General features: G+C 49.7%; 22 protein-coding genes and 1 tRNA gene. 2 read left to right on the forward strand and 21 right to left on the reverse strand.

The window, feature by feature from the left end; genetic code table 11:
- Positions 1–28: 28 nt before the first annotated feature.
- Entirely contained in the window at positions 29–1,255 is a 1,227-nt protein-coding gene (locus DXA70_RS02630; protein ID WP_128117536.1) for a DUF3048 domain-containing protein, read from the reverse strand.
- Positions 1,256–1,498: 243 nt separating this feature from the next.
- On the opposite strand from DXA70_RS02630, the gene DXA70_RS02635 reads away from it, so the two are divergent.
- Positions 1,499–1,574 (forward strand) — tRNA-Lys (locus tag DXA70_RS02635).
- A 152-nt stretch (positions 1,575–1,726) separates the two neighbouring features.
- On the opposite strand, the gene DXA70_RS02640 is transcribed toward DXA70_RS02635, so the two are convergent.
- The 14 genes from DXA70_RS02640 to DXA70_RS02685 form a co-directional block, all read right to left on the reverse strand.
- On the reverse strand, positions 1,727–2,917 hold the full coding sequence (locus DXA70_RS02640; RefSeq protein WP_243001000.1) for a site-specific integrase: 1,191 nt from the start codon (positions 2,915–2,917) through the stop codon (positions 1,727–1,729).
- A gap of 55 nt (positions 2,918–2,972) precedes the next feature.
- Positions 2,973–3,098, reverse strand: a complete 126-nt coding sequence (locus DXA70_RS15015; RefSeq protein WP_278321304.1) for a hypothetical protein — start codon at positions 3,096–3,098, stop codon at positions 2,973–2,975.
- Positions 3,099–3,112: 14 nt separating this feature from the next.
- Positions 3,113–3,424, reverse strand: a complete 312-nt coding sequence (locus DXA70_RS02645; protein WP_128117537.1) for a helix-turn-helix domain-containing protein — start codon at positions 3,422–3,424, stop codon at positions 3,113–3,115.
- A gap of 200 nt (positions 3,425–3,624) precedes the next feature.
- Positions 3,625–3,930: a hypothetical protein gene (locus DXA70_RS02650; RefSeq protein WP_199522842.1), complete on the reverse strand. Its 306-nt coding sequence runs from the start codon at positions 3,928–3,930 to the stop codon at positions 3,625–3,627.
- Positions 3,931–4,020: 90 nt separating this feature from the next.
- Positions 4,021–5,388, reverse strand: coding sequence for a hypothetical protein (locus tag DXA70_RS13715; protein ID WP_347553467.1), 1,368 nt, complete (start codon positions 5,386–5,388; stop codon positions 4,021–4,023).
- 755 nt (positions 5,389–6,143) lie between these two features.
- Positions 6,144–6,284, reverse strand: a complete 141-nt coding sequence (locus tag DXA70_RS15265; RefSeq protein WP_347553464.1) for a hypothetical protein — start codon at positions 6,282–6,284, stop codon at positions 6,144–6,146.
- Positions 6,281–9,205 carry a DEAD/DEAH box helicase family protein gene (locus tag DXA70_RS02660; RefSeq protein ID WP_347553465.1) on the reverse strand — a complete coding sequence of 975 codons (2,925 nt, stop codon included), beginning with the start codon at positions 9,203–9,205 and terminating at the stop codon, positions 6,281–6,283. Before DXA70_RS02660 ends, DXA70_RS15265 begins: the two co-directional genes overlap by 4 nt.
- A gap of 13 nt (positions 9,206–9,218) precedes the next feature.
- Positions 9,219–9,635 carry a hypothetical protein gene (locus DXA70_RS14025; RefSeq protein ID WP_243001002.1) on the reverse strand — a complete coding sequence of 139 codons (417 nt, stop codon included), beginning with the start codon at positions 9,633–9,635 and terminating at the stop codon, positions 9,219–9,221.
- Positions 9,586–9,984 carry a DNA methyltransferase gene (locus tag DXA70_RS14030; protein ID WP_347553468.1) on the reverse strand — a complete coding sequence of 133 codons (399 nt, stop codon included), beginning with the start codon at positions 9,982–9,984 and terminating at the stop codon, positions 9,586–9,588. Before DXA70_RS14030 ends, DXA70_RS14025 begins: the two co-directional genes overlap by 50 nt.
- Positions 9,985–10,061: 77 nt before the next feature.
- Entirely contained in the window at positions 10,062–10,898 is an 837-nt protein-coding gene (locus DXA70_RS13725; protein WP_243001003.1) for a site-specific DNA-methyltransferase, read from the reverse strand.
- A gap of 183 nt (positions 10,899–11,081) precedes the next feature.
- Complete coding sequence (locus tag DXA70_RS02670; RefSeq protein WP_128117538.1) at positions 11,082–12,239, reverse strand: hypothetical protein; 1,158 nt, start codon at positions 12,237–12,239, stop codon at positions 11,082–11,084.
- Positions 12,236–12,559 (reverse strand): hypothetical protein, encoded by a 324-nt coding sequence (locus DXA70_RS02675; RefSeq protein WP_128117539.1) that lies wholly within the window; start codon positions 12,557–12,559, stop codon positions 12,236–12,238. Before DXA70_RS02675 ends, DXA70_RS02670 begins: the two co-directional genes overlap by 4 nt.
- 1 nt (position 12,560) lies before the next feature.
- Positions 12,561–13,223, reverse strand: a complete 663-nt coding sequence (locus DXA70_RS02680; protein ID WP_128117540.1) for a DUF4391 domain-containing protein — start codon at positions 13,221–13,223, stop codon at positions 12,561–12,563.
- A gap of 12 nt (positions 13,224–13,235) precedes the next feature.
- Complete coding sequence (locus DXA70_RS02685; protein ID WP_128117541.1) at positions 13,236–16,454, reverse strand: helicase-related protein; 3,219 nt, start codon at positions 16,452–16,454, stop codon at positions 13,236–13,238.
- Positions 16,455–16,632: 178 nt separating this feature from the next.
- Here DXA70_RS02685 and DXA70_RS02690 point away from each other — a divergent pair, with 178 nt between their 5' ends.
- A complete protein-coding gene (locus DXA70_RS02690; protein WP_243001004.1) occupies positions 16,633–18,174 on the forward strand; it encodes an ATP-binding protein in 1,542 nt (513 codons plus the stop codon).
- Between the two features lie 973 nt (positions 18,175–19,147).
- On the opposite strand, the gene DXA70_RS02695 is transcribed toward DXA70_RS02690, so the two are convergent.
- From DXA70_RS02695 to DXA70_RS02720, 6 genes are all read right to left on the reverse strand, one after another.
- Positions 19,148–19,501 carry a helix-turn-helix transcriptional regulator gene (locus DXA70_RS02695; protein ID WP_128117542.1) on the reverse strand — a complete coding sequence of 118 codons (354 nt, stop codon included), beginning with the start codon at positions 19,499–19,501 and terminating at the stop codon, positions 19,148–19,150.
- The gene (locus tag DXA70_RS02700) at positions 19,502–19,750 is read right to left on the reverse strand and encodes a hypothetical protein (RefSeq protein WP_207660161.1); all 249 of its coding nucleotides are present in this window, start codon (positions 19,748–19,750) and stop codon (positions 19,502–19,504) included. It lies immediately after the preceding gene.
- A 132-nt stretch (positions 19,751–19,882) separates the two neighbouring features.
- Positions 19,883–20,365 (reverse strand): DUF554 family protein, encoded by a 483-nt coding sequence (locus tag DXA70_RS02705; RefSeq protein WP_243001006.1) that lies wholly within the window; start codon positions 20,363–20,365, stop codon positions 19,883–19,885.
- A 265-nt stretch (positions 20,366–20,630) separates the two neighbouring features.
- The gene (locus tag DXA70_RS02710; RefSeq protein WP_128117544.1) at positions 20,631–21,170 is read right to left on the reverse strand and encodes a phosphatase PAP2 family protein; all 540 of its coding nucleotides are present in this window, start codon (positions 21,168–21,170) and stop codon (positions 20,631–20,633) included.
- 69 nt (positions 21,171–21,239) lie between these two features.
- Entirely contained in the window at positions 21,240–23,501 is a 2,262-nt protein-coding gene (locus DXA70_RS02715) for an ATP-binding protein (protein ID WP_128117545.1), read from the reverse strand.
- A gap of 60 nt (positions 23,502–23,561) precedes the next feature.
- The gene (locus DXA70_RS02720) at positions 23,562–23,828 is read right to left on the reverse strand and encodes a hypothetical protein (RefSeq protein ID WP_128117546.1); all 267 of its coding nucleotides are present in this window, start codon (positions 23,826–23,828) and stop codon (positions 23,562–23,564) included.
- Positions 23,829–23,839: the final 11 nt, after the last annotated feature.

The following is a 23,839-nucleotide window of genomic DNA, read 5'->3' on the forward strand; positions in this document are numbered from 1 at the left end:
CTCCTTACGGTTGCAGGCATGACTGCCCTTACTGATAGTTGAAGCTGCTCCACTCATCATCGTCCACCAGAGCGAGGTAGGTCTTGCCGCGGTTGAGGGTCATTTCCTCGCCGCTGTCGGTGTAGAGCTTGAGCGGATGGGTGGGGTGCGGCTTCTCCCAGCGGCCGGTCTGGACGCCGCCGTGGGTAAACAGATAAGCCTGCCCGCCCTGAACGTACTGGACCTCCTGCACGTCGTGGGAGTCACCCGCATAGGCGGCAATGTTGGCAAAGCAGACCACCACATTGTCAAAGGTCAGCTGCTTGCCCGTCAGCTCGTCAATGGTGTCGCCATAGGCCTTTTTGGAGGGGTCGTACATGGAGAGCGAGTAGGTCTTGCTGCGGCTGCCGTAGACCAGCTCCGAGCGGTAGCTGTCCGAGTGGCTGATGTGGATCTTCTTGGCCGAGGGAGTGCCGCTCAGCTTGTTGACCTCGTCGGTGCGGTAATCCGCAAAGCGGAAGAACGTGCTCTCGTAAGGATATTGCAGGCTGATGCCCGCGTTGGAAGCGGCCTGCCGGATCTCCTTGCCGGAGGTGAACTCGGTGTGCTCGTAGGCCACGTTGCGGCCCCGGCTGTCCCGGTGGGCCACATGGGGGTGGATGGGCGTGTTGAAGTAATTCTTGCCGCCGATGTTTAGGCCAGAATATTGATATACATTGACAAACTGGGTGCAGAAGATGCTCTCGCCGTCGTGGTAATAGAGTGCCTGCCAGGGCATGAGCAGCTGCAGGAACTGGTCGCGGCCGGAGCGGAGCGGGCCCACCTCCGGGATGTCATTGGCATCGTGGAACAGCGCGCACAGGCGGGTGATACCGCCCTCTACCTTGCTCTCAATCAGGATGTCTGCCGAGCCGATGCCCCGCTGCGGGCGGGCATTCTGCCGCTCTGAGTTGGAGATGTTGTTGACCATCACGCCTACGATGCGGCCATTGGTGCGGTGGGCCTGTCCGGTCAGCACATCAGCGTCATAAACCGGCAGCGCGGCGGCTGCCTCGGACGACGCGGCCCCGGCCACGGACGATGCAGCCGCTTCACTGGAAGCCGCCACAGAGCCAGCCTCACTGGCGGCCGGTGCGTTGCCGTCCACCAGCTTTTTGATCCACCCGGACACGCCGCCGCCCAGCGCGGCGCTGCCCGCCCCGGAGCAGCCCGTCAGGGCCAGCAGCGCTGCCGCCATCCCCGAAAATCGAAGTACAGACCGACGAGAAATTTTCATTGCGGAAGACCTCCTGTAAAAGCGCTGAGCCGCCCGGCCCAGCGCGGTTGAGTGTAAATTTTGATTGATTTGATTGTACTGGTTCTTGTCCGGTTTGTAAAGAGGAAGTTCCGGCCAGCACCGGCCCACAGCCCGGCATGTCCTGCCCGCGGAAAAAGAAATGCGCTTTTTTGCACTTTACTCTTGCTTTTTTTGCCCGGGTGTGGTAATATAATTCGGCAATATGTTTTATTGCATGAATATGCGCTCGTAGCTCAGCCGGTAGAGCATCTGACTTTTAATCAGAGGGCCAGGGATTCGAGTTCCCTCGAGCGCACCAAAATCCCACGAAGAATCGTAAGATTCCTCGTGGGATTTTCTTTTTATACGCCATTTGCACGGTCTCTGCACGGTTTTTGCACGGTCCGCATTTTTCGTGTCAGATGGAGTAAGTCTGTGAATTACTCTGCAATTCGTGCTATTTTTTGCAATTCAGGTCAGCAAAGCCAAGTGGAGCTGCGCTTTTACAGAGGGGTCTGCGTCCTTCAGAAGTTCCACTAAGGCAGATACCGAGATGGTCGGTTCTGCTTCAACCGGGGCAGCCTGCACAAGTGTTGCTCCCGGCTTATAGAAGCCTTCCTCGAACTTTTTACCCAGCTTTTTGCGGGAATCCTGCTGGATGTGTGCATAGGTGTTGACCAGCAGATTGGCGCTGGCGTGGCCTGTTGTGCCTTGTACCGCTTTCACATCGCCGCCGGAGATCATCAGTTGATAGGTGGCACTGGAATGCCGCAGACCGTGAAACACAATGCGGGTGAACTCCGTGTGCTCGTCCTGCCACTTGATGAACTTCTTGCGGATGAGGATCGGCTCCACCGCCAGACCATTGGGCAAGCGCAGGAGCATCCCGCTGTTGCGGTATCTACCGTCCATGTCAGCTTCGTCCATTTCCAGACGCTTGAACCAGTGCTTCAGTTCCTCTTTCAGCACGGTTGTCATGAAGATGGTTCGGTTGGAAGATGCTGTTTTGGTCTTTTTGAGCACCAGCGTTGTGGTACTGCCCTCACGCTTATCCTCAAACTCCTGCAAGATGCAGCCCTTGCCCGTTTTTGCCAGCGATGCCTTCTGGACGCGCTGCATACACTTGTTGATGCGGAATGTGCCGGTGCCGTCCGCTCCCTCAAAATCAAGATCTTCCGGAGTCAGGCCAGCGACTTCGCCCTCACGCAGTGCGCCCACCAGTGTGAGGTGAACAGCCAGATGCAGAATCGGGTCTTCCATGCTGGCAAGTGCGGCCCACATCTCATCTGCATTCCAGATGGCGCGCTCCTGAATCGACTTTTTAGGGCTGTCCACCGGAACGGGGCTTTTGATGAGGATACCCCACTCCACCGCATACTGAAACGCTGTCCGCAGCAGGCGGTGTACCTCGTGGATGGTCGTGCCGGAGAGAAACCGCTGCTGTTGTTTTTCCGAGAGCGCCTGCTTTTTGCCCTCATAATACTGGCCGCAGGGCGTTTTGCTGAGAGTGGCATACAGGTCTTCCAGATGGTAAGGCTTGAGCTTTTGCATCTGCATATCGCCGATATACGGAATAATGAGATTCTGGACCGTTCCCAGATTGGATTGATAGGTGCAGGGTGCCCACTTGTGCTTGTTGCACTGCTTGGGAAGCCACTCCATCAAAAACTCTTTGACGGTGATGGTGGACGGAATCAGAAACGTTCCGTTTGCCAGTTCATGTTCGATTTGTTGCCTCCTCTTTCGTGGAAAAACTTTCCCATTTGTTGCAGTTTTTACCCTGATCGTCTTGGTAAGTATAGCGGACACCATAGGAGCTGCCGCGTTTCGTAATATATGCCATACGTTATCTCCTTTTCAAGCTGCCCGGAGCCACGCATCGAAACTGTCTTTCGGGATGCGGATGCTTCCGCCTACCCGCAGGACACGGAATTCGGTGGTGCTGTTGCACAGGTTATAAGCAGAGCGCAGGCTGATGGACAGCATCTGCGCAATTTCCTCCACCGTGTACACCAGTGTTGCGGCTTTCAGGCTGTCAGTCGGAGACTTGACGGCATTGGTTCGAGTGACCACTTCCATTGTATCGTTATTCGGAATAGTCTGCAAGATATTTTTCGTATAATCCAAAGATTTCACAATTTCGGTCGCAACAGGCCGAGATTTGTTCATAAGCAAAACCTCCATGTTTTATTTTTGATGTAAATTCAAAATCACCTGCTCACTCTGCGCATCCTGCACCTTTTGCGCACTGTGAGCAGGCTGAGCAGGGCTTTTTCAAGTTGATTCTTATTTTTTATCGCAATTTTCAAAAATAGTGCCTATCAAAATGGCATATTTGCGATATGCAGTTTGCGGATGTTGCTTGTGCATTAAAAACGCAAACTGCTATAATCCCACGGACTGGGAACATCAACGGGTAAAAACAGGTCAACGTCTACATTGTGAAAGCCCCGATTTGTGCCAATGCACTTATCATCATAGACAATGCCCAGACTTTTCTGATTATCTTTTAGATGGTGGATAAAGGTTGATGCTGCCAGCGGCTTTTCCAGGTTATCCAGACACCAGCGTTCATAGACTTTATAGAAATCCGTGGATTTGCACTTGGCCCCCTGCCGAATTTCAAAATAGCCCTCGGATTTGAGAAAGCCCAGGATATTGTTGCCCTGCTCCATTGCTTCTTTCAGATTCGCGGCGGTGCGTTCGCTGATGGTATTCAGCTTTACGATTTCAAATAAATTGTTGTTCTTGAAGATTTTCCTCCTTTACAGTTCCATGCCATGACTGCGCTTCTTCGGTTTGGTGCATGTCTGCTCACGCTGATTGATTTCTTCCTGCCTCTGATGCAGCTTTTGTAGAACAGACGGACGGGAATCCTCTTTGATTTGCTCCATGGCCGCTTTTTTCACTTCTGGGATATAGAAGAACTGCGTCCCTCTTGAAAGAAGGCTCTTGATTGCCCCAATGATATTTTTCCGCAGGCAGAGTATTTGTTCTTCTGCATATTTTCTGGTGCGGAAGTCTGCAATTCGTTTTGGTTCCATTAGCCATTCCAAATGTTGGTCAATTTCATTTACAGCTTCCTGTAATGCTTTGTTTAATCCAACATCGGAAACCGCAAGGACCGCTTGGTCATAAGAACCATTTACCGCATCATTAAACAAATCATTTACATCTACCCATTGCGAAAACAGTTCTTCTAATTCGTTCTCCTGGCTTTTAATTTTTTCATTGTTTTTCGAAATCTCTTCAGATTGCCTTATCGCCTGATTGAATAGTTCAGCATATTCATCTCGCTGGTTACGGCAGTCTTCCAGCAATCCGACGTATTGAATACTTTGTTCCTGCAGTTCTTTCTTTTGTTCTGCAATCCGTTCATTTTGCCTTTTCAGGATGTAGTCCTGCTTTTCCAGATAAGCCTGTCCGCCGTATTCCGGCACTTCATCCAGTTCCAGACTGTGGCGTTTGGCAATCTCAAACAGCATCGTGCGGCAGGCTGCATCAAATGTGATTTTGCGGTTGTTGTAGCGTCCAAGGGGCTTGTCTGGCTTTGGCAGTTCAAAGCCAAGTGCTTCCAACGCTTTTTCCTGCTGCGGAGCAATTTCACCATATTTATTCTCACAGTCGAACACATGGCGTTCGTGGATGTGCGGCGTTCCCTCATCCAGATGTAATGCCCAATCCAGAATGTGGACGTGTTTGCCGAAACGCTCGTGGAACTCGTCCATAAATTCTGTGGCGATTTGAAAAAGTTCTTTGGGCGAAGCGTGGCTCTCCAGCGTTCCAAGCTGATAGATGGTTTCTTCGGGACAGGTCTTTTTACTGGTAAGCAAATCTTCGATGCTGCGGTTTCGTTCCGTGTGGCGAATCTTGGCATTGCGCGCATTCTGCTTTTCAACAAAATCGGTGTAGTACAGTTTATAGTAGAGTTTTTCTACATCCTCAAAAGTTTCGCCTGAATCTTGTGACTGCGCGGCAGAACGGATGCCGTTGTAGCAATCCCAATCAATGTTTTGCTGGACACGTTCCGGGTCGATATGCTCGCTGTTGGCAATTTCAAAACTGCGGTCATTGTGCTTTGGGTTATAAGTGCCGTGCTTTCCGGCGCGGCCATTGTGTCGGGTAAGTTTCAGCGACCATTTCTCCTTTCTGGGGTCACACAGAGAGCGCCGTGCGCGGGGTAGGGGCAACGCGGTGCAGCGAAGCTGCAAATCTGCCGCCTGCTCTGCGCCAGATAATACCCAGTAGGATATGACGCAGGGCATCACATCCACTGGGCAAGGCTGCCGCCCTTGACCCGCGCAAAGATCTGCGATCTCTGCACTCTTGCGCCGAACAACCTGACAGACAAGACTTGTGAAGTCCTCTCTGCCGGCTTGCCCGGTTCTTCTTGGGTGTCGGTCTGCCCGCAAGCTGTTCCTGCCCGATTTCCTCCGGCGTATGGCTTCTTCTTGGTGCGCTCTTGTCGTGGCGGCACTTCTCCGAAAAAGCATATTAACTTGCAGCCGATCATGTTGTTGTCAAGGTACGATGTTGTTTTGTAAGAAGTTGTGGACTTTCCAAAATGCCAAGGGGTTCGTTTCTGAAAGTAGTCCCTACACCCTATACAAACTTAACAGGGTGTTTTTAAACGGGGGGCTTATGAAAATTTGGGAAATTTTCACTTTTTCAAACAACCTCCTATACCTATAACATTCTAAAAAGGGTGTTTGGCAACCTGATTTTCAAATTTTATTTGAACGCCTTCTTACTTCTTACACCAATATGAATCTATAGGGCCGCTTTGGAATACAATTTTGGACAAAAAGAAAAACGGCAAAGTTCGCAATAGAACCTTACCGTTTCTGGGAATGCTGCACAGCAGCACCGTATTATTTGTTTTGGTTTATTATTTCATAACTGCGTTCAGCAATGTCTGATAGTCACTCACCACATCGTATACCACGTTTTCATCGTTCAGTGCCTTGAAATGTGCACGGGCACAATCAATTTTAGCCTGTTCTACCGGGGTGATGTGATTGAGCTTCATGGAATCCAGTGTGCCTTTGGTTTCAGCAACAAAGTAGATGTGCTTGACTGTGCCTCATAGAACGCAATCGCCCAGTCGGGATTGTATTTTCCAACAGGTGTGGAAATATAGAACCCATCCGGCAGCTTTACATAGACTGCCACATCACGGTTCGTATCGAGGTCGGCGGCAAAATCACGCTCGTTGCTTGAATCGTAAATCAGATGGTCATACAGATGCCGCTGTACTTTCATGACGTTCGTACCGAGTTTTCCCTTCAAGGTCGGCTCAGTGAAAATGTCTGTATCGTAATGCTCATCCAGAATATTGTAAGTGATATGCTGGATGATGGCTGTTGCCTTTTCGTCATTGATAAGGGCAGCTGCTTTCAGAATGAACTCTTCCGGGTTGTCCTTGAACTGATCGAACACCGCTTTTTCAATGCCGACCAGAATCTGTACAATCGCCTTGCGGGTCAGCTTGGTTTCAGCCACCAGCTTGCCAATCAGGTCATACTTGACGCTCTGGCTGGCGTGAATTTTGGTCTGTGGGTCATATTTATGCTGATCCGCTTTTGCGAAAGCAGAGCCATCTAACAGAGAATCCTTGGATTTGATCTCCGTCATTTCACCGGATTCTACTTTGAAGTAAATCTTCGATACGTTCAGATTGCGGTTGAGCGAGCAAATGGATTTTTGCACCAGTTCATCCGTGTCAAAATCCACCACATAAACCGATTTCGGGCTGATTTTGTTCCAAAGGGCCTTGAACTCCGGCATAGCCAGCTTGTCCGGGTCAATTTTCAACTCCACATTGTTGGAACGTGCATTTTCAGGCAGCATGACCTTATCGCTGTAAACAGAATCCAACAAATCAATGACCGATGCTGCACAGCCTGCAACTTCTTCTGCCACCTGCACCGCATGGTTTGCATGGTCGGCATAGTACTTGTCCGTCAGCGCACCATGGCGGTCCACATAGCCATTCTGGACCAGATCAAAATAGATGGCGGCGGCGGTGTCAGTATCCAAGATCTGCTCGTTGCCGTTTGTATCCGTAAGAACTCTGCCAACAAACAAGGCTGCATCCACCTTTCTGGGGCGGTTCGCAACTGCTTCGGCCAGTTCGCTTTGCAGGCCTTTGGCGAAGCTGTCATAACTTTCGCTGGCAATGACAGTCAGGATATTGATGTTATGCACATCGTTGCCCAGAACATTCGCATCCATACGTTCGCCGTTCTGGTTGACGCACAGACGCAGGCCGCGGCCAACCTCCTGCCGTTTGCGGACTTCACTGCTGCTCTGTTTCAGGGTGCAGATCTGAAACACGTTCGGGTTATCCCATCCTTCCCGGAGGGCAGAGTGTGAGAAGATAAAGCGGACGGGGGAACGCTTGGGGTCCCGGTCAAGAAGAAGCTCCTTGTTTTTCATAATCAGGTCATAGGCACTGATGTCATTGGAGGTTTTCTCCCGCTTGTCATCGCCTGCAACCTGATTGACAAAATGGCCCTTCTTGTCCACCGAAAAATAACCCGCATGGGTATCGTGTGCAGAAATTGCTTTCAGGTAGCGGATGTAATCATCCTCGCCCAGCGAAAGCTGCATCTGGCCGACAATATCCTCGTACTCCTGCTCAAACATCTCTGCATAAATGCCGTTATAGGGCTGGCCTGCAGCATCATAGCACTTGTACTTGTCCACCTCGTCAATAAAGAACAGGCTCAGCACTTTAATGCCCTTGTGGAACAGCTGACGTTCCCGCTCAAGATGCGAAAGGATCGTTTCCCGAATCTGGATGCGGCGCAGCTGGTCCTCATCCACCTTGCCGACCACATCTCCGGCAAACAATCGGACACCATTCAGAAATTCAATGTGGTTGTCCCGGCCATCAATCTCTTTCACCACATAGCCATCCTTGTATTCGTCCAGATTGCCGGAATAGTCATAGAGGTTGAATTTCAGCCCAACGGTGCGCGTTACTTTGCGCAGGCCGGATTTTCCCTTGCAGTCGAACTGGATCGTTGCCGTAGGGTCTGCCTTGGAAAGATTGATGCTTTCCAGATAGACAAACCCATCCGTAGCGGTACTGCCGGATTCCGTAATGCCCTTAACCACGATTTTCTTGACCAGACGCTTATTATAGGCTTCCATTGCATCCAGCCGGTAGACCATGTTGTAGATGCTGTCTGCACGGTGGGTAGCCGAGTAGCGCAGGGTGATCATCGGGTTGAACTCTTTCATCCGCTCTTTGGTCTGCTTGCCCTCTACCGACTGCGGCTCATCAATAATCAGGATCGGGTTCGTCTTTGCAATAATGTCAATGGGCCGACGGGAACGGAACTCGTCCAGCTTCATATAAATACGGCGGGCATCTTTGCCTTTGGCATTGAACGCCTGCGAATTGATGATCATGACATTGATGGAACTATCCGAGGCAAAGCGGTCAATTTCCGTCAACTGTGCGGAGTTGTAGATAAAGAAGCGAATCTTCTTGCCGTACTCTTCTGCAAAGTGATCCTGTGTGACCTCAAACGATTTATACACGCCCTCACGGATGGCAACACTGGGCACGACCACGATAAACTTACTCCAGCCGTAATGCTTGTTCAGCTCATACATGGTCTTGATATAGGTGTAGGTTTTTCCGACACCTGTTTCCATCTCAATGGTAAGGTTATAGTGTCCCTCCAGCTGCTTAGATGGTTCAATCTGGTTGGTGCGCTGGATTTTTTGCAGGTGCTCCAGAATAATACTGTCGTTCAGCTCTGGTACAATCTGTTCATTCCGCCAGCCTGTGAAGCTTGTTTCCATATCAGTCTGGTAAATGCCGCTGCCGTTGTCGATGCGGTAATTCGTAGTCAGGTAGGGCTGACCCGCAAAGACGTCCACCACGGCTTTTGCGGCATCTGCCTGAAATTTCTGGTGTTTGAATTGAAGTTTCATCTGCTGTTCTCCCTCAAATCACCTTGACATCGGTATCCTGTGCATACAGCTTGAAAATCTCAAACACATTGATCTTCTCCGGGCTGCTGGCAAAGGAAGAATCCCGGAACACTGCACGGCGCGGCTTGCGCTTGGCGATTTCCTTGATAACATTTTCCGGCACATTGCTGTCAAAGCAGGCAATCAGGGCATCGGGAACATTCAGCGCAGCATCGCCGGGTGCGTAGGTATGGACAATGCAGTTGTCGATTTTCTCAGACCGATACGGCATGGACAGCGGCAGTCCCCAATCCAGCAGACAGCCAAACAGCAAATCAAGGTCGGTGCGGTCCTCCTTGATGTTGCTTTCCAGACCAGTTAGCATTGTCTGGGAGTATTCGTCAGCAGAATAATAAACATCTTTTACGCTGCTGGTGTCCAATTTGAACACACGGAATCCCACGTCGAGGGGGGGGGTAAGTATTGGCGGTATTACGTTCAGAAATGATATTATCTCCTGCCCTGCGGATACGCTCTTTGCCAATATCGCAAATGGTTTTATAGCCAGCTTTGTAGGCTTCGCTCTTTTCATCGCAAGGCTCAGGCAACTGCACCATAATAAACTTACGGTGGCCACTGTCTTCCGCGTTTAAGCGCATAACTGCGTGAGCAGACGTAGCAGAACCAGAGAAAAAATCAAGTATAATATCTGAGGGGGCAGTTATTTGTGAGACAAAACATTTTATAAGTTCACTAGGCTTGGGAAAATTAAAGATGCGTTGTTCAAACAGCGAGTCGATTTCAACCGTTCCCGAGCGAGTAAATAAGTTTTCCCCTACAACAGAAGAAAAGCCGGGAAGATTGCCAGAAAGTTCATTTAGGTATGTTTTCTTTCTTGGACGACCAGAAGGCTATCAGGCCATAGGATTTTATTTTCAGCAATCAACTTTGCCATAGTTTTACGGTCATACCGCCAACCCATTTTGGGGCGACCATAGTTAATTCCTGTTGCAGGATTTATCAAATCATAATGCAAATTTGGACGTTGTGATTCCGTTGCAATTCCTGCCATGTTTGCGCTTGCCCAAGCACCATTCGGGTCATTATCTGGGTTAGAATATCCTTCACCACTGCGCTCTTCTCCTTTAAATATTCTCACCCCAGAAAGTTTTGAATAAGCCAAAATATATTCGTGATCAACGGAAACACCATTTAAGTTTCTATTGTCCTTATTTTGACGACTTTTCCAAACAAATTGTGTTACGAAGTTCGATTCACCAAAAATTTCATCGCAAATTTTTCGCAGATTTCCAATTTCACCATCGTCCAATGAAATTAAAATCAGTCCATCATCGGTTAAAAGATTCCGTGCCAGCATCAGCCGGGAATACATCATGCTGCACCAGTCAGAGTGAAAACGTCCATTGCTGTCATTGTTCTTGAACAGCCGATTCTCGTCCTCGTCATACATCCCCATCTGACGGTTTTCTTCATCCTGCGAACGCATAAAATCGTCTGCATAGATAAAATCGTTGCCCGTATTATACGGAGGGTCAATGTAGATCATTTTGACCTTGCCCAGATAGCTCTCCTGCAACAGCTTGAGTACTTCCAGATTGTCACCCTCGATGTAGAGATTCTCGGTATCATCCCAGTTCTTGCTTTCTTCCGGGCAGGGGCGCAGGGTCTTGCGAATGGGCTTGTTGGCTTCCACAATGGATGCCTTTTTGCCCACCCATGTAACTCGTATGCTTCATCTCCGTCTACAACGTCCGGCGAGAGCATCTGCTTCAGCAGTTCAAAGTTGATACCACGCTTGTAAACCTTATGGTCGGGGGTACTCTTTTCCTCATCCAGCATTTCTGTGATGCAGTTGGGGAAGAGCGCGGCGATTTTATCAATGTTCTGGGCTGTCAGGTTGGGGGTCTGCATTTTCAGCTTGTCCATTCGGATTCTCACTTTCTGCTACGGGAAGAGTTTCACCAATATTTTTTTCTAAATTATCTTGGGGCTTTGAAAGTTCACCATGTTGAGCTTCAAGAATACGGAGGATGTTTTGATATTGCTCCTTGATTTCGGGAGAACTTAATGTTTGCACCAATTTTATGTAGTCTGGCATTTTTTGTGAGGCTTCTTCAATAGTCTTTGCCCATTCAGAATATTTGGACGATACTGCGTCTTGGGCAAGTAAAACTTGCAAATTTCGAACAGCAGGCGGAATTTCAGATTGCAACACAATATCGTGAAAAAGCTTCTCGTACGAAGAATTTGGCACATGGACGGATATTGCCGTAGCCGTTTCGTGGTCTCTAAGAGCTTGGTTTAGAGTGGAGTTAAAAGACTGTGTATCATTCGCTTCTTCTTTTTCTGGGGATTTAACAAGTTTGTTTAACTCGTCATCCAACTGGTCATTTATCTTTTTGATTACACCTAGTGCTGAAGTATAAGAAGCCGCATCCATATTATGTGCGTGCATAACATCGTTTCGATAATTTTTCACCCGAATAAAGTCGCTTCGCAGAACAGAAATGGTTTCATGGCCGATTAGAGAATCCCATACGGTGTTTTCAGAAAGATTATTGATAGTATTTATAAGCTCATCTCTTGTAAATTGCCATGATTTTTCATTGATGTTCTTTTTGACATCTTTTATAAATTGAGCATCTGTAAAAAGCAGTTCAAAAATCGTGCCAAGATCTTTGCTCTCTAACTCCTTGATATTTTGAGAAGCGGTAGCATCATGTTGCAAAGCACTTTTTAAGTATAAAAGTTTTCGTAGTTTTCTTTCAAACTCATTAAAGTACGGATAAAGAGATTTGTTGAAATAAGCCGCACTCTCGTTTGTCAAAATTGTCGGATTGAATTTTGATGTAATATAATCATTGGTTTTTGATAATGTTTTTGCGCTTTGAAGATTTTCACCGGAAACCTCATAGACTGCAATCCAACAAGTGGAATCTTCTATGTTTTGAATTGAACAGCGAACATTTTCTGGCTTGTAAGCTTCAATTTCTGCTTTGTGTGTATCTTCAACGAATAGATATTCCTGTTTCACCTATTTTGCCATTCCTTTCGCATTTCATCGACAGATTTTCCGAGAATTTTCGCTTCAAGATAATATGCCTTCCACTGCAAATCTTGGTACAGGTTTTCTTTTGATGCTTGCTGAATCGAAATCCCAGAAGGAATGTTTGCATGAAGCAGGTTCCAAACGGCAGTGTTTTCTGGGTGCTTTGCGTTTACTTCACAAATCTTTTGGCGAGCAGTATCTTCATTAAACGGAATTGTTTGCAAAATTCTCTGAATATCATCAATAGTTGACCGCATATCTGCTATTTCAGCAGCGGTATGAACCGATGAAAGATTGTTATCCATCTTATAACTCCTCCTTTGTAAGTTGTTCCAGATTCTTTTTTAGTTGTTTCAGTTCTACATTCATCTCTACCTGACGATTGAACTGCTTCTCTTTCCGAATCTTATTCTCCAATGCCGCAATCTGCTTTTGCAGTTTTTCACGTTCCGCAGAGCGTTGGATGTTCTCCGCAATGCTGTATGCGGCATTCCAGCCCTCACCCTGCAATCGGGCAATCTGCCGCACCAGTCCATCGTAAACCGCCTCTAAGCTCAGACCGCTTATCGCAAGGGACAATTCAGTTTCTGGCATCCAGTCTGTATGCAGATAGCGGCTTACCTTGGCACTGCTGTTCGCAGATGTATCTTTACAGCCAATCCAAGCCTGCACCTTATTCTCATAAGAAAGAACAAACAGAATGTGATAGGGGATTTCACTGTCGATTTGGCGCAGAACAGCTTCATCCAGTTTTGGTCCGGTCAGACACAGCTCGAAAATTTCGATCTCTGTCACCCGCTCTCCGGCAGTGAGATTCAAGGTGGACACTGCCAGCTTGTTGCGCCAGTAGATACAGCGCAGCTGGTCTGCAAACAATCGCTTGACTGTCGCTGGAACGGCAGCGTTTTCATAGAACTTCTGTTTCGGAATCCGTTTGTTAAACTCCGTGGAGGGTGGAAAGCCCAGCATTGATCTCACCTCTTATTGTACCACAAGGAAGCAAATCAGTTCAAAGTCATCCAGCCCGGAAATCGAAGAAAGCAGGGCCGTCGTACCGCCCATCTTGAACAGACTGTCAATGTCGCTCGCTTCCTTTGCATCCAGAATGGAATTGATGGCCTCGCTCAGCAATTCAGAATAGGCCGACATATTCTTTCCATCGTCCGTGGCCTGATTGAACTGTTGGCAAAGGCTCTGGTCGGGTTCGGTTTTGCCTTTGCAGAGCAACCGCAGACGATCCAGCAGCTCTTTCGGAGAAAGATAATCACAGACAGTCGAGCCATCCTGCCCAATATAAACCATGTAGAATGGATGCAGACGGTTTTGCTGATCCACATTGATCTCATTGTTGATGTTTTTCAGAACAAAGATCACACCCGGAGGTGCATCGGGCGTAGATGCAACAATTGCGTGCATCCCAAGCGGCGTATGCTCCACATCATCGTGTTTCTTCATATAGTCCAGCAAGTCCAGCCGGAACTCGTTCAATCCCAAGTCCATAATGGAAATGCCGCCCGACATTTCTTCCAGATCGACCACCTCGTTTTTCAGCCGTTTGAGCTGTGCACTGCGATATTCCAAATCGCCTTTTTCTTCCGGGCTGATGAGGTTATCATCCCCTGTGGAAGTCATGACCGTCAGCTTCATTCGGGTTTCCACGCGGCCTTTCAGGTTGATGTACTCATCCAAATCCACATCCGGCCAGAAGTTGACCAACTGGATGCAGCGATTCTGGCTTCCGATGCGGTCAATGCGGCCAAAACGCTGGATAATGCGCACAGGATTCCAGTGAATATCATAGTTGATCAGGTAATCACAGTCCTGCAAGTTCTGACCTTCGGAAATGCAGTCGGTGGCGATCAACAAATCAATATCCGCCTGATTCACGTTCGGCAGGCTGTCCCGCCGCTTAGAAATGGGCGAAAAGCAGGTGAGAACTGTATTCAGATCACCACTGAGTTTGGGAATGGTTGTTTTACCATCCACGCTGCCGGTGATTTCGGCAGTGTTCAGCCCAAACGCTTGCTTTACATAGCCGGAAATATTCTGATACAGATAGTCAGCAGTATCTGAAAACGCAGTAAAAATAATGATTTTCCGGTTGCCGGGATTGATGGGATGTCTTTGCTTTTCGTCAATCAGGCGCAGCAATTCTTGCAGCTTGGCATCGTATGCAGGGGTGATATCCTGCACCATCAGGGAAAGAAGCTCCAGATTTTCAGCATCCTTTTCCAGATCATGCAGCCACGAAACATGATCCATATCCGCAAGGTCAATCTTTACTTTGCGGCCGACTGTAAAAATGTCGTTGTTCTGGTCATCATCGTCCCAATCGGTTGCATCGGAAATGTCGTTCAGCTCCAGCACACGGCTGCCATTTTGATAGGAACGTACCGATTGCATGGTATCTTCAATCAGTTTACTGATTCGGTCAATCGTCAGCCGGAACGCATAAACAGAACTTTCCAGCCGTTTGAGCAGGTTAATGCTCATCAGACGGCGGATTCCCTCTTCACGGCCTGCCTGCGTCAGTCCCTTTCCATGCTGGCTGGGGTCGATGTATTTGGAGATCCGAGAGGACAGAATAAAGCTGGTTGGTGTGTAAATGTGCAGCGTCAGCGAATCCAGTACATTATAGATCTGTTGGTAGTTGATTGCATTATCAAGGCTTGTCAGGCATGGCTGCACAGAGATTGGCTTCAACCGTTCCGGGAAAGTACCAACATCAGAAATATTATAGTATTTTTCGATATGTCGGCGAGAACGTGCAATCGTCACACTGTCCAGCACCTCAAAGAAATCGAAGTCCAGCGCCGCAAGCAGCGCATTTGTGGTACGCTCTGTGACAGAAAGCTTGCTCCATGTATTGAAAGCCTTTTGCGCCTGCCGGAAAATTTCATCAATCGGAGACGAAGTATTCAGCTTTTCATTGATTTTTCCGGCATCTCCCTCATAGGCAAGCGCAAGCTGGTTTTTCAAATCCACAAAACGATTATTTACGGGTGTTGCCGAAAGCATCAGCACCTTGGTGCGCACCCCAGAACGAATCACGCGATTCATCAATTTTGTGTAGCGGTTTTCTTTCTCATCAGTAGAGGTATTACTGCCATTGCGGAAATTGTGGCTTTCGTCAATCACAACAAGGTCAAAGTTCCCCCAGTTAAGTGCAGCAAGGTCAATACCGTTAGAAGTTCCGCCGGAACGGCTCAAATCTGTATGGTACAACACACCGTAACGGAAACGGTCTTCTACCAGTGGATTGTTGACGTAGTTGCCTTTATAGATGTTCCAGTTTGCGGCCAACTTTTTGGGACAGAGTACCAAAACGGATTTGTTGCGATTTTCATAGTACTTGATTACAGCCAGTGCAGTGAACGTCTTGCCAAGGCCTACGCTGTCTGCAAGAATGCAGCCGTTATACTGTTCCAGCTTGTGGATAATAGCCAACGCTGCATCTCGCTGAAAGCCATAGAGCATATTCCAGATTTTACTCTGCTTGAAGCCTGTAGCTTCATTTGGGAGATTATCTTCTGACACATCCTCCAAAAATTCACTGAAAATATTGTAGAGGGTGAAGAAATAGATAAAGTCCGGGCTGTTTTCTCGATAAGCTGTGCTGATGCTTTGCAATACAATGTCTGTAACATCCTGAAGTCGGGAAGAATCATTCCAGATTTCATCAAACAGCGACAAAAAGTAACGGCCGTTTTCAAAGGCTTCGGTTCGCTGAACAGGGTAGTATGCGTTGTTTCCGCGTTCACAACCAAGGTCGACCGTTGTAAACCCACTGATTGGCATATAGGAACTTTCACCAACCGTCATGAAACCGGGCATTTGCTCTCCACTGACATTGGAACGAAATTTTACTTTCCGTCGCACCCAGTCGGCACATTCTTTCGCCAGTGCTTTTTGAGTGAGTTCATTCCGCAAGCGAACCTCAAATTCTGTGCCGTAAAGGCTCTTTTCGCGGGTCAATTTCGGAATATAGAACTTTCGCCGCTCTTTTGGCGTGTTTTCCTGCACAAAGGTCGGTGAAGTAAAAATAAAGCGAAGTTCCGCGATTTCTTCCAACTGTTTCTTTAATTCCTGATACGCATAAATGGAAAAACAGGCCGCAGCAATGGACACGCGGCTCCCTTTCTGCATAGTATCCTGTAAATCTTCCCGAACAGTATGGTTGATATTATCCAGAATTTTCATAGAAGAGTCCCCGCAATCGACTGACTAAAGCGAAAATTAACTTTCAACGACAAGATACAATAATTCATTTTAATGATACTCTAATCAGGTCGGAAAATCAATCGTTGCCCAGGCAGGAAAAGCTCAGCAGGCACGAAACAGATAAAAAGTTTTGAATTTGGCCTTCAAATAAGGTATAATGAATTTACAAACGCTAAAGATTAAGAAGCGAGCAGGTGATACCATGCCTTTCCCCCTCGACCATTACATTGAAGCCTCCCATGTCGATTACAAGGAACGTCTTGAAGAGAAAAAGCCGCGCAGCTGGCTGAAATCCGTGTCGGCGTTTGCCAACACCGAGGGCGGACACCTGATTTTTGGCGTAAAGAATGAGCCGCGCGAGGTCGTAGGATTGGAAAATCCGCAGGCTGTGGTAAGCAGATTGACGGAACTTATCAAAGTCCGCATTGACCCTACACCACGCTATCGGGTGCGGGAGGTCGAAATAGAGGGCAAGTCCTGCGTTGATTTGGAAGTACAGGACGGTCCGGCGTATCCATATTATTATGCCTTTGACGGTTCCCATACGGCCTATGTGCGGCATGGTGACCAGTCCGAAGAAGCCACTTCACGGGAACTGAACGAGCTGATCCTACAAGGTATGAACCAGACCTTTGATGCCCTGCCCAGTTCTTATCGAATGGGTGATGTCAGTTTTACACTGCTGGCCGCGACGTTTAAGACTCTGAAAAAAGAGGATTTCGACCTCGAAAAAGACTTGCCATCCGCAGGATTGGTAACAGATGATGGACAAATCACGAATGGCGGCCTGCTGCTTTGCGATCAGGGCGTTCTGAAACAATCCCGTATTTTCTGCACTCGCTGGAAAGGCAACTACAAGGGCAGCATTGAAGAAGATGCTCTGGATGACAAAGAATTTCAGGGTGCAAGTCTGATCACGCTACTGCAAAATGCGGAAGATTTTGTTCGCAACAACAGCAAAAACCCGTGGAGCATCCGTGGTATGACCCGCGAAGAACGCAGTGATTACCCGTATAAGGCCGTTCGTGAGGTGCTGGTCAATGCGCTGATCCATCGGAATTATCAGATTCTTGGTTCGGAGATTCATGTGGAAGTGTTCGATGATCGGCTGGAAATCACTTCACCGGGCGGCATGATGAATGGCCGCAGGGTGCAGGATATGGATATCCGGCATATTCCGTCTATGCGGCGCAATCAGGTGATCTCGGATGTGTTCTCACGGCTTGGCTTTATGGAGCGCCGTGGCAGCGGCATTGACCGCATCCTGAACTCTTATGTGGAAGTAGCCCAGAAGCCGACCTTCTACTCGGATTCGGATTTCTTTATCGTCACACTGCCGAATAGAAGTGTAGCGACTCCGGCACAGGTCAGTATGGAAAGTGTGGTAAGTGGTGCGGAAAGTGCGGAAACCTCTGCGGAAAGTGCGGAAACTTCTACAGTGCTCCACGGAATGAGTACGGATGCAGAAGTGAGTGAACTTTGCAAAAGGCTGGATAATACCAGGCTGACTGCAAGTACAAAAGAGCGGACGCTTGAACTTTTCAAGAGATATCGGTATCAATATCAGTTCCGCAGCATAAACGTTGCACAGCTATATGGCGTTCAGAAATCGCGTGCATCCTCTATTATCAAGAATCTTATCAAGCATGGATTGGTGACGTCACCAGAATATGGCGTATACCAATTTGTGAAGAAGTAACACCGCTATCAACAGGTGGTTTTTGAAAACCAAGCGGTGAAGCTGTTACAGCCCATGGAACGTCTTAATATAATTTGAATTATCATAATCGAAATTATATTAACCACTTGTGTGAGAATGCCCACTCCCCTGAGAACTCCTCAGACGAGTGGGCATTCTTCTTTCCGTGTATCAAATTTACCTTTGTGGTCACTCAAATCGCCACCAAGTCATGGATCAAAAATCATCATTTTTTATTTGTCCCAGAGTAAGTGCACGGTTTCTGCACTGTTTTTGCACGGTTTCAAGGAATGCAATGGGCACTCTGACTTGCAAAATACGACAAAGGGTGCAGAAATTGCCGGACAGAAAATCACGATGCTTTGCACAAAAATGACGCAAACTCGAAAGTTCCAAAATCAGAGTGTTCTGCCCGGTGGGCTCTTTTAATCAGAGGGCCAGGGATTCGAGTTCCCTCGAGCGCACCAAAGATAAACCCACGATTGACCGTTGAAAACGCGGTGCGAATCGTGGGTTTTTTCGTTTTTATATGCTAAAATCAAGCCGGAAAATGCGACAAAAACGCGACAAATCCAAAAATTCTTCAGGAGTAACTGCTTTGTCCGCTGGGGCGAGCGTCTGCTAACCATTTTTGATGTGAACTCACAAACGGTACAAGCGGAGTCTGGGCAACGGCGGTAAAAATTTTTCAAGCGAACATAAAAAGAGCGCTGCCACCCTGAACTACAAGATGGAGCGCTCTGAAATCTCAACCAATCGGAAGAGGTCGCAGACGACAACATTTTGGCGGTGTAAAATCGGCACTCGTAAATTGCTTACGCACGCTGAATTTGCATGGTTAAGATCGTCCCAGACCGACCTTATGCGGCAAATTTTGCACTGCGGTTTTACGATGATACGTCAATTCCAAAATCAGAAACACTACGCAGAATCTACACTTATATACAACATATTGCCATCTATATCGGTTCGGTTAGGGTGTCCCTAACCAATGAAAAGAGAAGCGATAGTCGTTAGGTGTTCGTGTGTTTCGTCCAGATCGGACCAGCTCAACAAAGCCAGCATCTACAAGCTCCTTGATGTATTTGCGGGCGGTTCGCTCTTTGATTCCAAGAGCTTTCATCTTGAGCGCGGGGAATTGAAAATCACGACTTCCAGCTGCTTCATTTGCGGCCAGAATGTACAGATATCGTGCTCCAACGCTCAAAGAGGTGAATTTTTTATCGAACAGGAGCGTGTTGCCGATTTGGACAAAGCGCTTCTCCCTGCAATCAGAGGATGCCGTCAGCCACCGCTTCAGTGGTTTGGAACTTTGACTTTTTGCCATTTAGACCTCCTTTCCTAATGGGGTGACAGGTGGCTCCGTTGGCGAGATCATAGCCTTGGGGAGACTCTTCGGTGGGAAATGGGCATTGAGAATTTGCATGTTGGCAGAAATTTCCTCTTTGAGAAGCTGTGCCTTTGCCAGAATCTCCTGTAGGTTCTTGACCTCCCGCGAAACGACGCAATCATGAATCACGTTGCGGACAGCAGCTTCCATAGCCTCGGTGAGCGAACCATAGGTAATGCCGTTCATAAGAGAACGACGGCCGCCCTTTTTGGTCTGGAGTGTTCCCAGAACGTAACCGCCTCTGCTGGGCTTCACGAAATAGTTCTCTACAATATGAATATGCCGCCGCAGGCGGACAGGTCCGCAAACATGGTGGGGTCAGCACACCGGCCAGCAGTTTGCCCACTCCGAACACAAGGAGCAGGATGACCACCTGGGGCAGCGGGATAGCGCAGATGGCTGCCCCAGCGTGGAGGCAAAGATCATGGCCGTGAAGCCGTCCAGCACGGCTTTGGACATCAGCAGTGAGGAATCGCCGGTGATGCCCTCGGTCAGGGTGCTGTACCAGCCGAAGCCGCTGCAGCAGAACAGGGCCACCGCCGAGATGGAGAGTGCGCACCAGCTTGTGGAAGAACTTGCTGGTCCATTGTTCCAGATGCAGGCTGTGGCCGATGGCGAAGCCACCAGGATGGCCAGCACCACGGCCGTCATGCCGGATGCCTTGATGATGGAATTGACGCCGATGGCGATGGAACAGAACCCGAACAAGGTGGGCAGGTTATCTTTCAGCCCCTGCGGCAAAATTTTCCCCAGTGCTGTTCCCAGTAGGCCGCCAAGCAGCATGGCGGTACAGTTCGTCAAAACTCCAATCGGAATACTGTCAAATCGGAAAATTCCAAACGCAATTGAGTCTGCATTCATTTATCGACACAGAAGATGCCCACCAGCATATGGCAAGAACCATAGGTCGGTGGGCATCGTATTCTTTATGAGGTGCGCTCAATCTTCCAGCCTGCCATAAAACCGGTGATTGATTTGTCATTGAGCTTTGTTTTGCCCGTCTGCACATTTTTGCACGGTCCACTTCAATAATATGCCCTGCATCCTCTCGATGCAGGGCCTCTCTTCATAAATCACTCTTTGCAAAGTTCTTCTGCCAAAACATTTCCACCAGCTTCGCCCCTATCCATCCGCAGCCGACGCCCACCAGTACACCGCCGATGATGTCCGTCGGGTAATGGACAAAGAGATACATCCGCGAGAAAGCGATCAGAACGCCCAGCGGCAGTGCAGCCAACGCCCACTGTTTCTTCCCGGCCAGCCAGAGAGCCGTCACCGAGGCGAAGGACGCAGCCGTATGGCCCGAAGGAAAGGAGAAATCGTCCGGGCGAGAGATGAGGAGCTGTACGTCCGCCAGAATATCACAGGGGCGGATGCGGGCCACCAGCGGCTTGAGAATGAGGTTGCAAAGAACGGCATCGACGAGGAGTGCCGCCGCCAGCACGCAGCCGACCCGCCGCGTCCTGCGGAAGACCAACAGCACCGCCGTCAGCGCGGCCCAGATGAAGCCGGCGTCTCCCAGATGGGTGAAAAAGAGCATCCCTGCATCCAAAATCTGGGTGCGCAGTCCCTGCAAAACCGTCAGAAGCATCAGTTCAACGTTCATAAAGCGCTCTCTTTCTCGTTTCGTTGTGTACAGGATACCAGAAGTTTATGAATAGGAAATCACAAAAAATTAAACAGTGGTTAAATCAGACTCACCCGCCAGTAGTTTCCCGATCTTTTCCGTCAGCTTTCGGTAATCGAGCGGCTTCAGGAAAATCTCGTCGATCAATCCCTCCTGCTGCATCTGCACGGCATCCTGCTCCACAAAGCCGGTCATCAGAATGGCAGCGAGGTTCGGGTTCTCGCTGCGCATCCGCTGGATGAGGGCAGTACCCTTATACTTGGGCATGGTGCCGTCCACAAGGGCCAGCTGCCAGCGGGTGGGCGACGCCAAAAAGGCGTCGAGGGCCTCTTCCGCATCGGTGAAAACATCCACCGTATAGCCGCTGCGAGTCAGGCGGCGCTTGAGGTAGCGGGCCACCCGCTCCTCGTCGTCTACCAGCAGGATGGGCTGTTTCCCACTGTTGAGCCGGACGGGCGCACCAGGCGCGGCAGGGCGTTCGGGAGCCACTGCCTGCGCTGTGACGGGCAGGTAGACCAGAAACTCGCTGCCCTCGCCCACCGTGCTGTGGGCCTCAATGAAGCCGCCGTGGCTGATAAGGATGTTCTGCACCACCGAAAGGCCGAGGCCAGTGCCCTCCCCTGCCGCCTTAGTGGTGAAGAAGGCATCAAAGATGTGGGCCAGCGTCTCGGAGGTCATGCCGCAGCCGGTATCCGCCACCCGCACCCGCACAAAGCCGCTGGCGACGGCGGGGTGATAGTTGGCAGGCAGGGCGTCGGCGGAGATCTTCTCCGCCTGCACGGTCAGGGTGCCGCCCTTGCCCTCCATGGCCTGCACAGCGTTGGAGCAGAGGTTGAGCAACACCTGATGCAGCTGGGTGGCGCTGCCGTAGACGGTGGCGTGGATATCCTTATACCCTTTTTCGAGCCGGATGTTGGAGGGCAGGATCATCGAGACCATCTTGGTGTCATCCTGCAAAACGGCTTCCAAATTCACGGGGCCGTAGGCGGTAGAGTCTGTCTCGCGGCGGCTGAAAGGCAGCAGCTGCTCCACGATCTCTTTCGCGCGGGTGCCCGCCTCGTAGATCTCGCTCATGTCATCGTAGTATTCGCTCTCGGGCCCCATCCGTTCCCGGATGAACTCCGAGTAGCCCAGAATGGGCGTGAGCAGGTTGTTGAACTCATGCACGATGCCGCTCGCCAGCGCGCCGATGGTCTGAAGTTTCTGGTAGTGGTACACCTGCTCGCGGCTCTGGTGCAGCTCTTTCAGGGTGTGGTTGATGTCCTTGAGGTAGGCGGCTTCCAGCTTCAAATTCTGCTGGTTTTTGCGCATGGCGTAAAAGCTGATGACGCACACGCCCAGCACAAAAAGGATGGCGGCCACCAGCATACCAAACTGGCCCACATTGCGGTCGATGAGGTTTTTGACGGTGGAGTAGGGCAGCACGGCCGAGACGTACCAGGCCGTGTTGTTGACGTTCATGCGGGAAAATGCCGCGATCTCATCCTCGGGCGGGGCGATGCCATTGGAGTAATCGCGGTAAATGGCCGTGCCCTCCTCCTGGCTGTACTGCCGTGTGAGCAGCTCGTTCAGACCCTTGTACTGGGGCAGAGTGTCCAGCCCCTGGATCTGCCGGAACGGATTGAACGTCAGCAGCTTCGCGTTGGGGTGCATGATGATGGTGCCTTTTTCGTTTTTGACGATGATGTCTCCCGTGTTCTCGATGTTCAGGGGCGCAAGATATTCCTCGTACACCTGTTCGAGGTCGATGACGATCACCACGGTGCCCAACGACTCGCTGCCATGAATGACGTCGTTCACCAACGTCAGGCCGTAGTGCTGGGGCGAGATGCGGAAGACCGAGCCAATGCCGCTGGTGTGGGCGGCGGCATACTCTTTCAGGTGCAGTAGGCTTTCGTCAAAGACTTCCAGGAAAGGATAATCGTTGTACTGGTACATCACGTCGCCGTTTTTGTCCAGCAGGTAAATGCGCTTGACGCCCCGCTTTTGGCTGAGCATATAGGAGACGATGTGTTCCCTCAGGGCGGTGTCACCGCCCGTCTCGTAGTAATTTTCAAACTCGGTGAGGAAGCCCGGCGAGCGGGTCAAAATTTCAATGTCCCGCAGCTGCCCGGAGATATAGAGGGAGAGCGTTTTGGAGACGGCGCGGGCCGTCACCAGCAGGTACTGCTGCTGTTGCTGCACCACCATGTCCGTATAGGCGGTGTAGGTGTTCACCACCGCAAAGGCCAGCACCCCAAGCACCGCCGTCAGCACCAGCCCAATTAGAAAATGGTGCACCCGCTTTGGAATCTGCTTTAATTTCTGCATTCTCGCCCCACCTCTTTCAAGCTTTATTATAGCGCAGCCGCCGGGCAGAGAAAAGCCCGATTATTTCGCGGCGTTTTTTTCTGCTGCCGGGCGCAGCTCTGCCTTGCAGGCCGGGCAGCAGCTGCCCTTGAACAGCGGGTACTTCATATCCAGCTTTTTGCCGCAGTGGGGGCAGCGGTAGCAGCTTTTCTCCAGCAGGTAAGCGCCCAGCAGCAGACACAGGCCGGTGATCCAGCTGCCCGCTGCAACAGCAAAGATGCCCACGAGAACGGCGGCGATACAGACGGGCTTAACATACTGGAGTGGGATACGCACTTTGAATTTCATAACAAAAACCT

The organism is Faecalibacterium sp. OF04-11AC (genome assembly GCF_003460645.1).
GTDB classification, from domain to species: Bacteria; Bacillota; Clostridia; order Oscillospirales; family Ruminococcaceae; genus Faecalibacterium; species Faecalibacterium prausnitzii_I.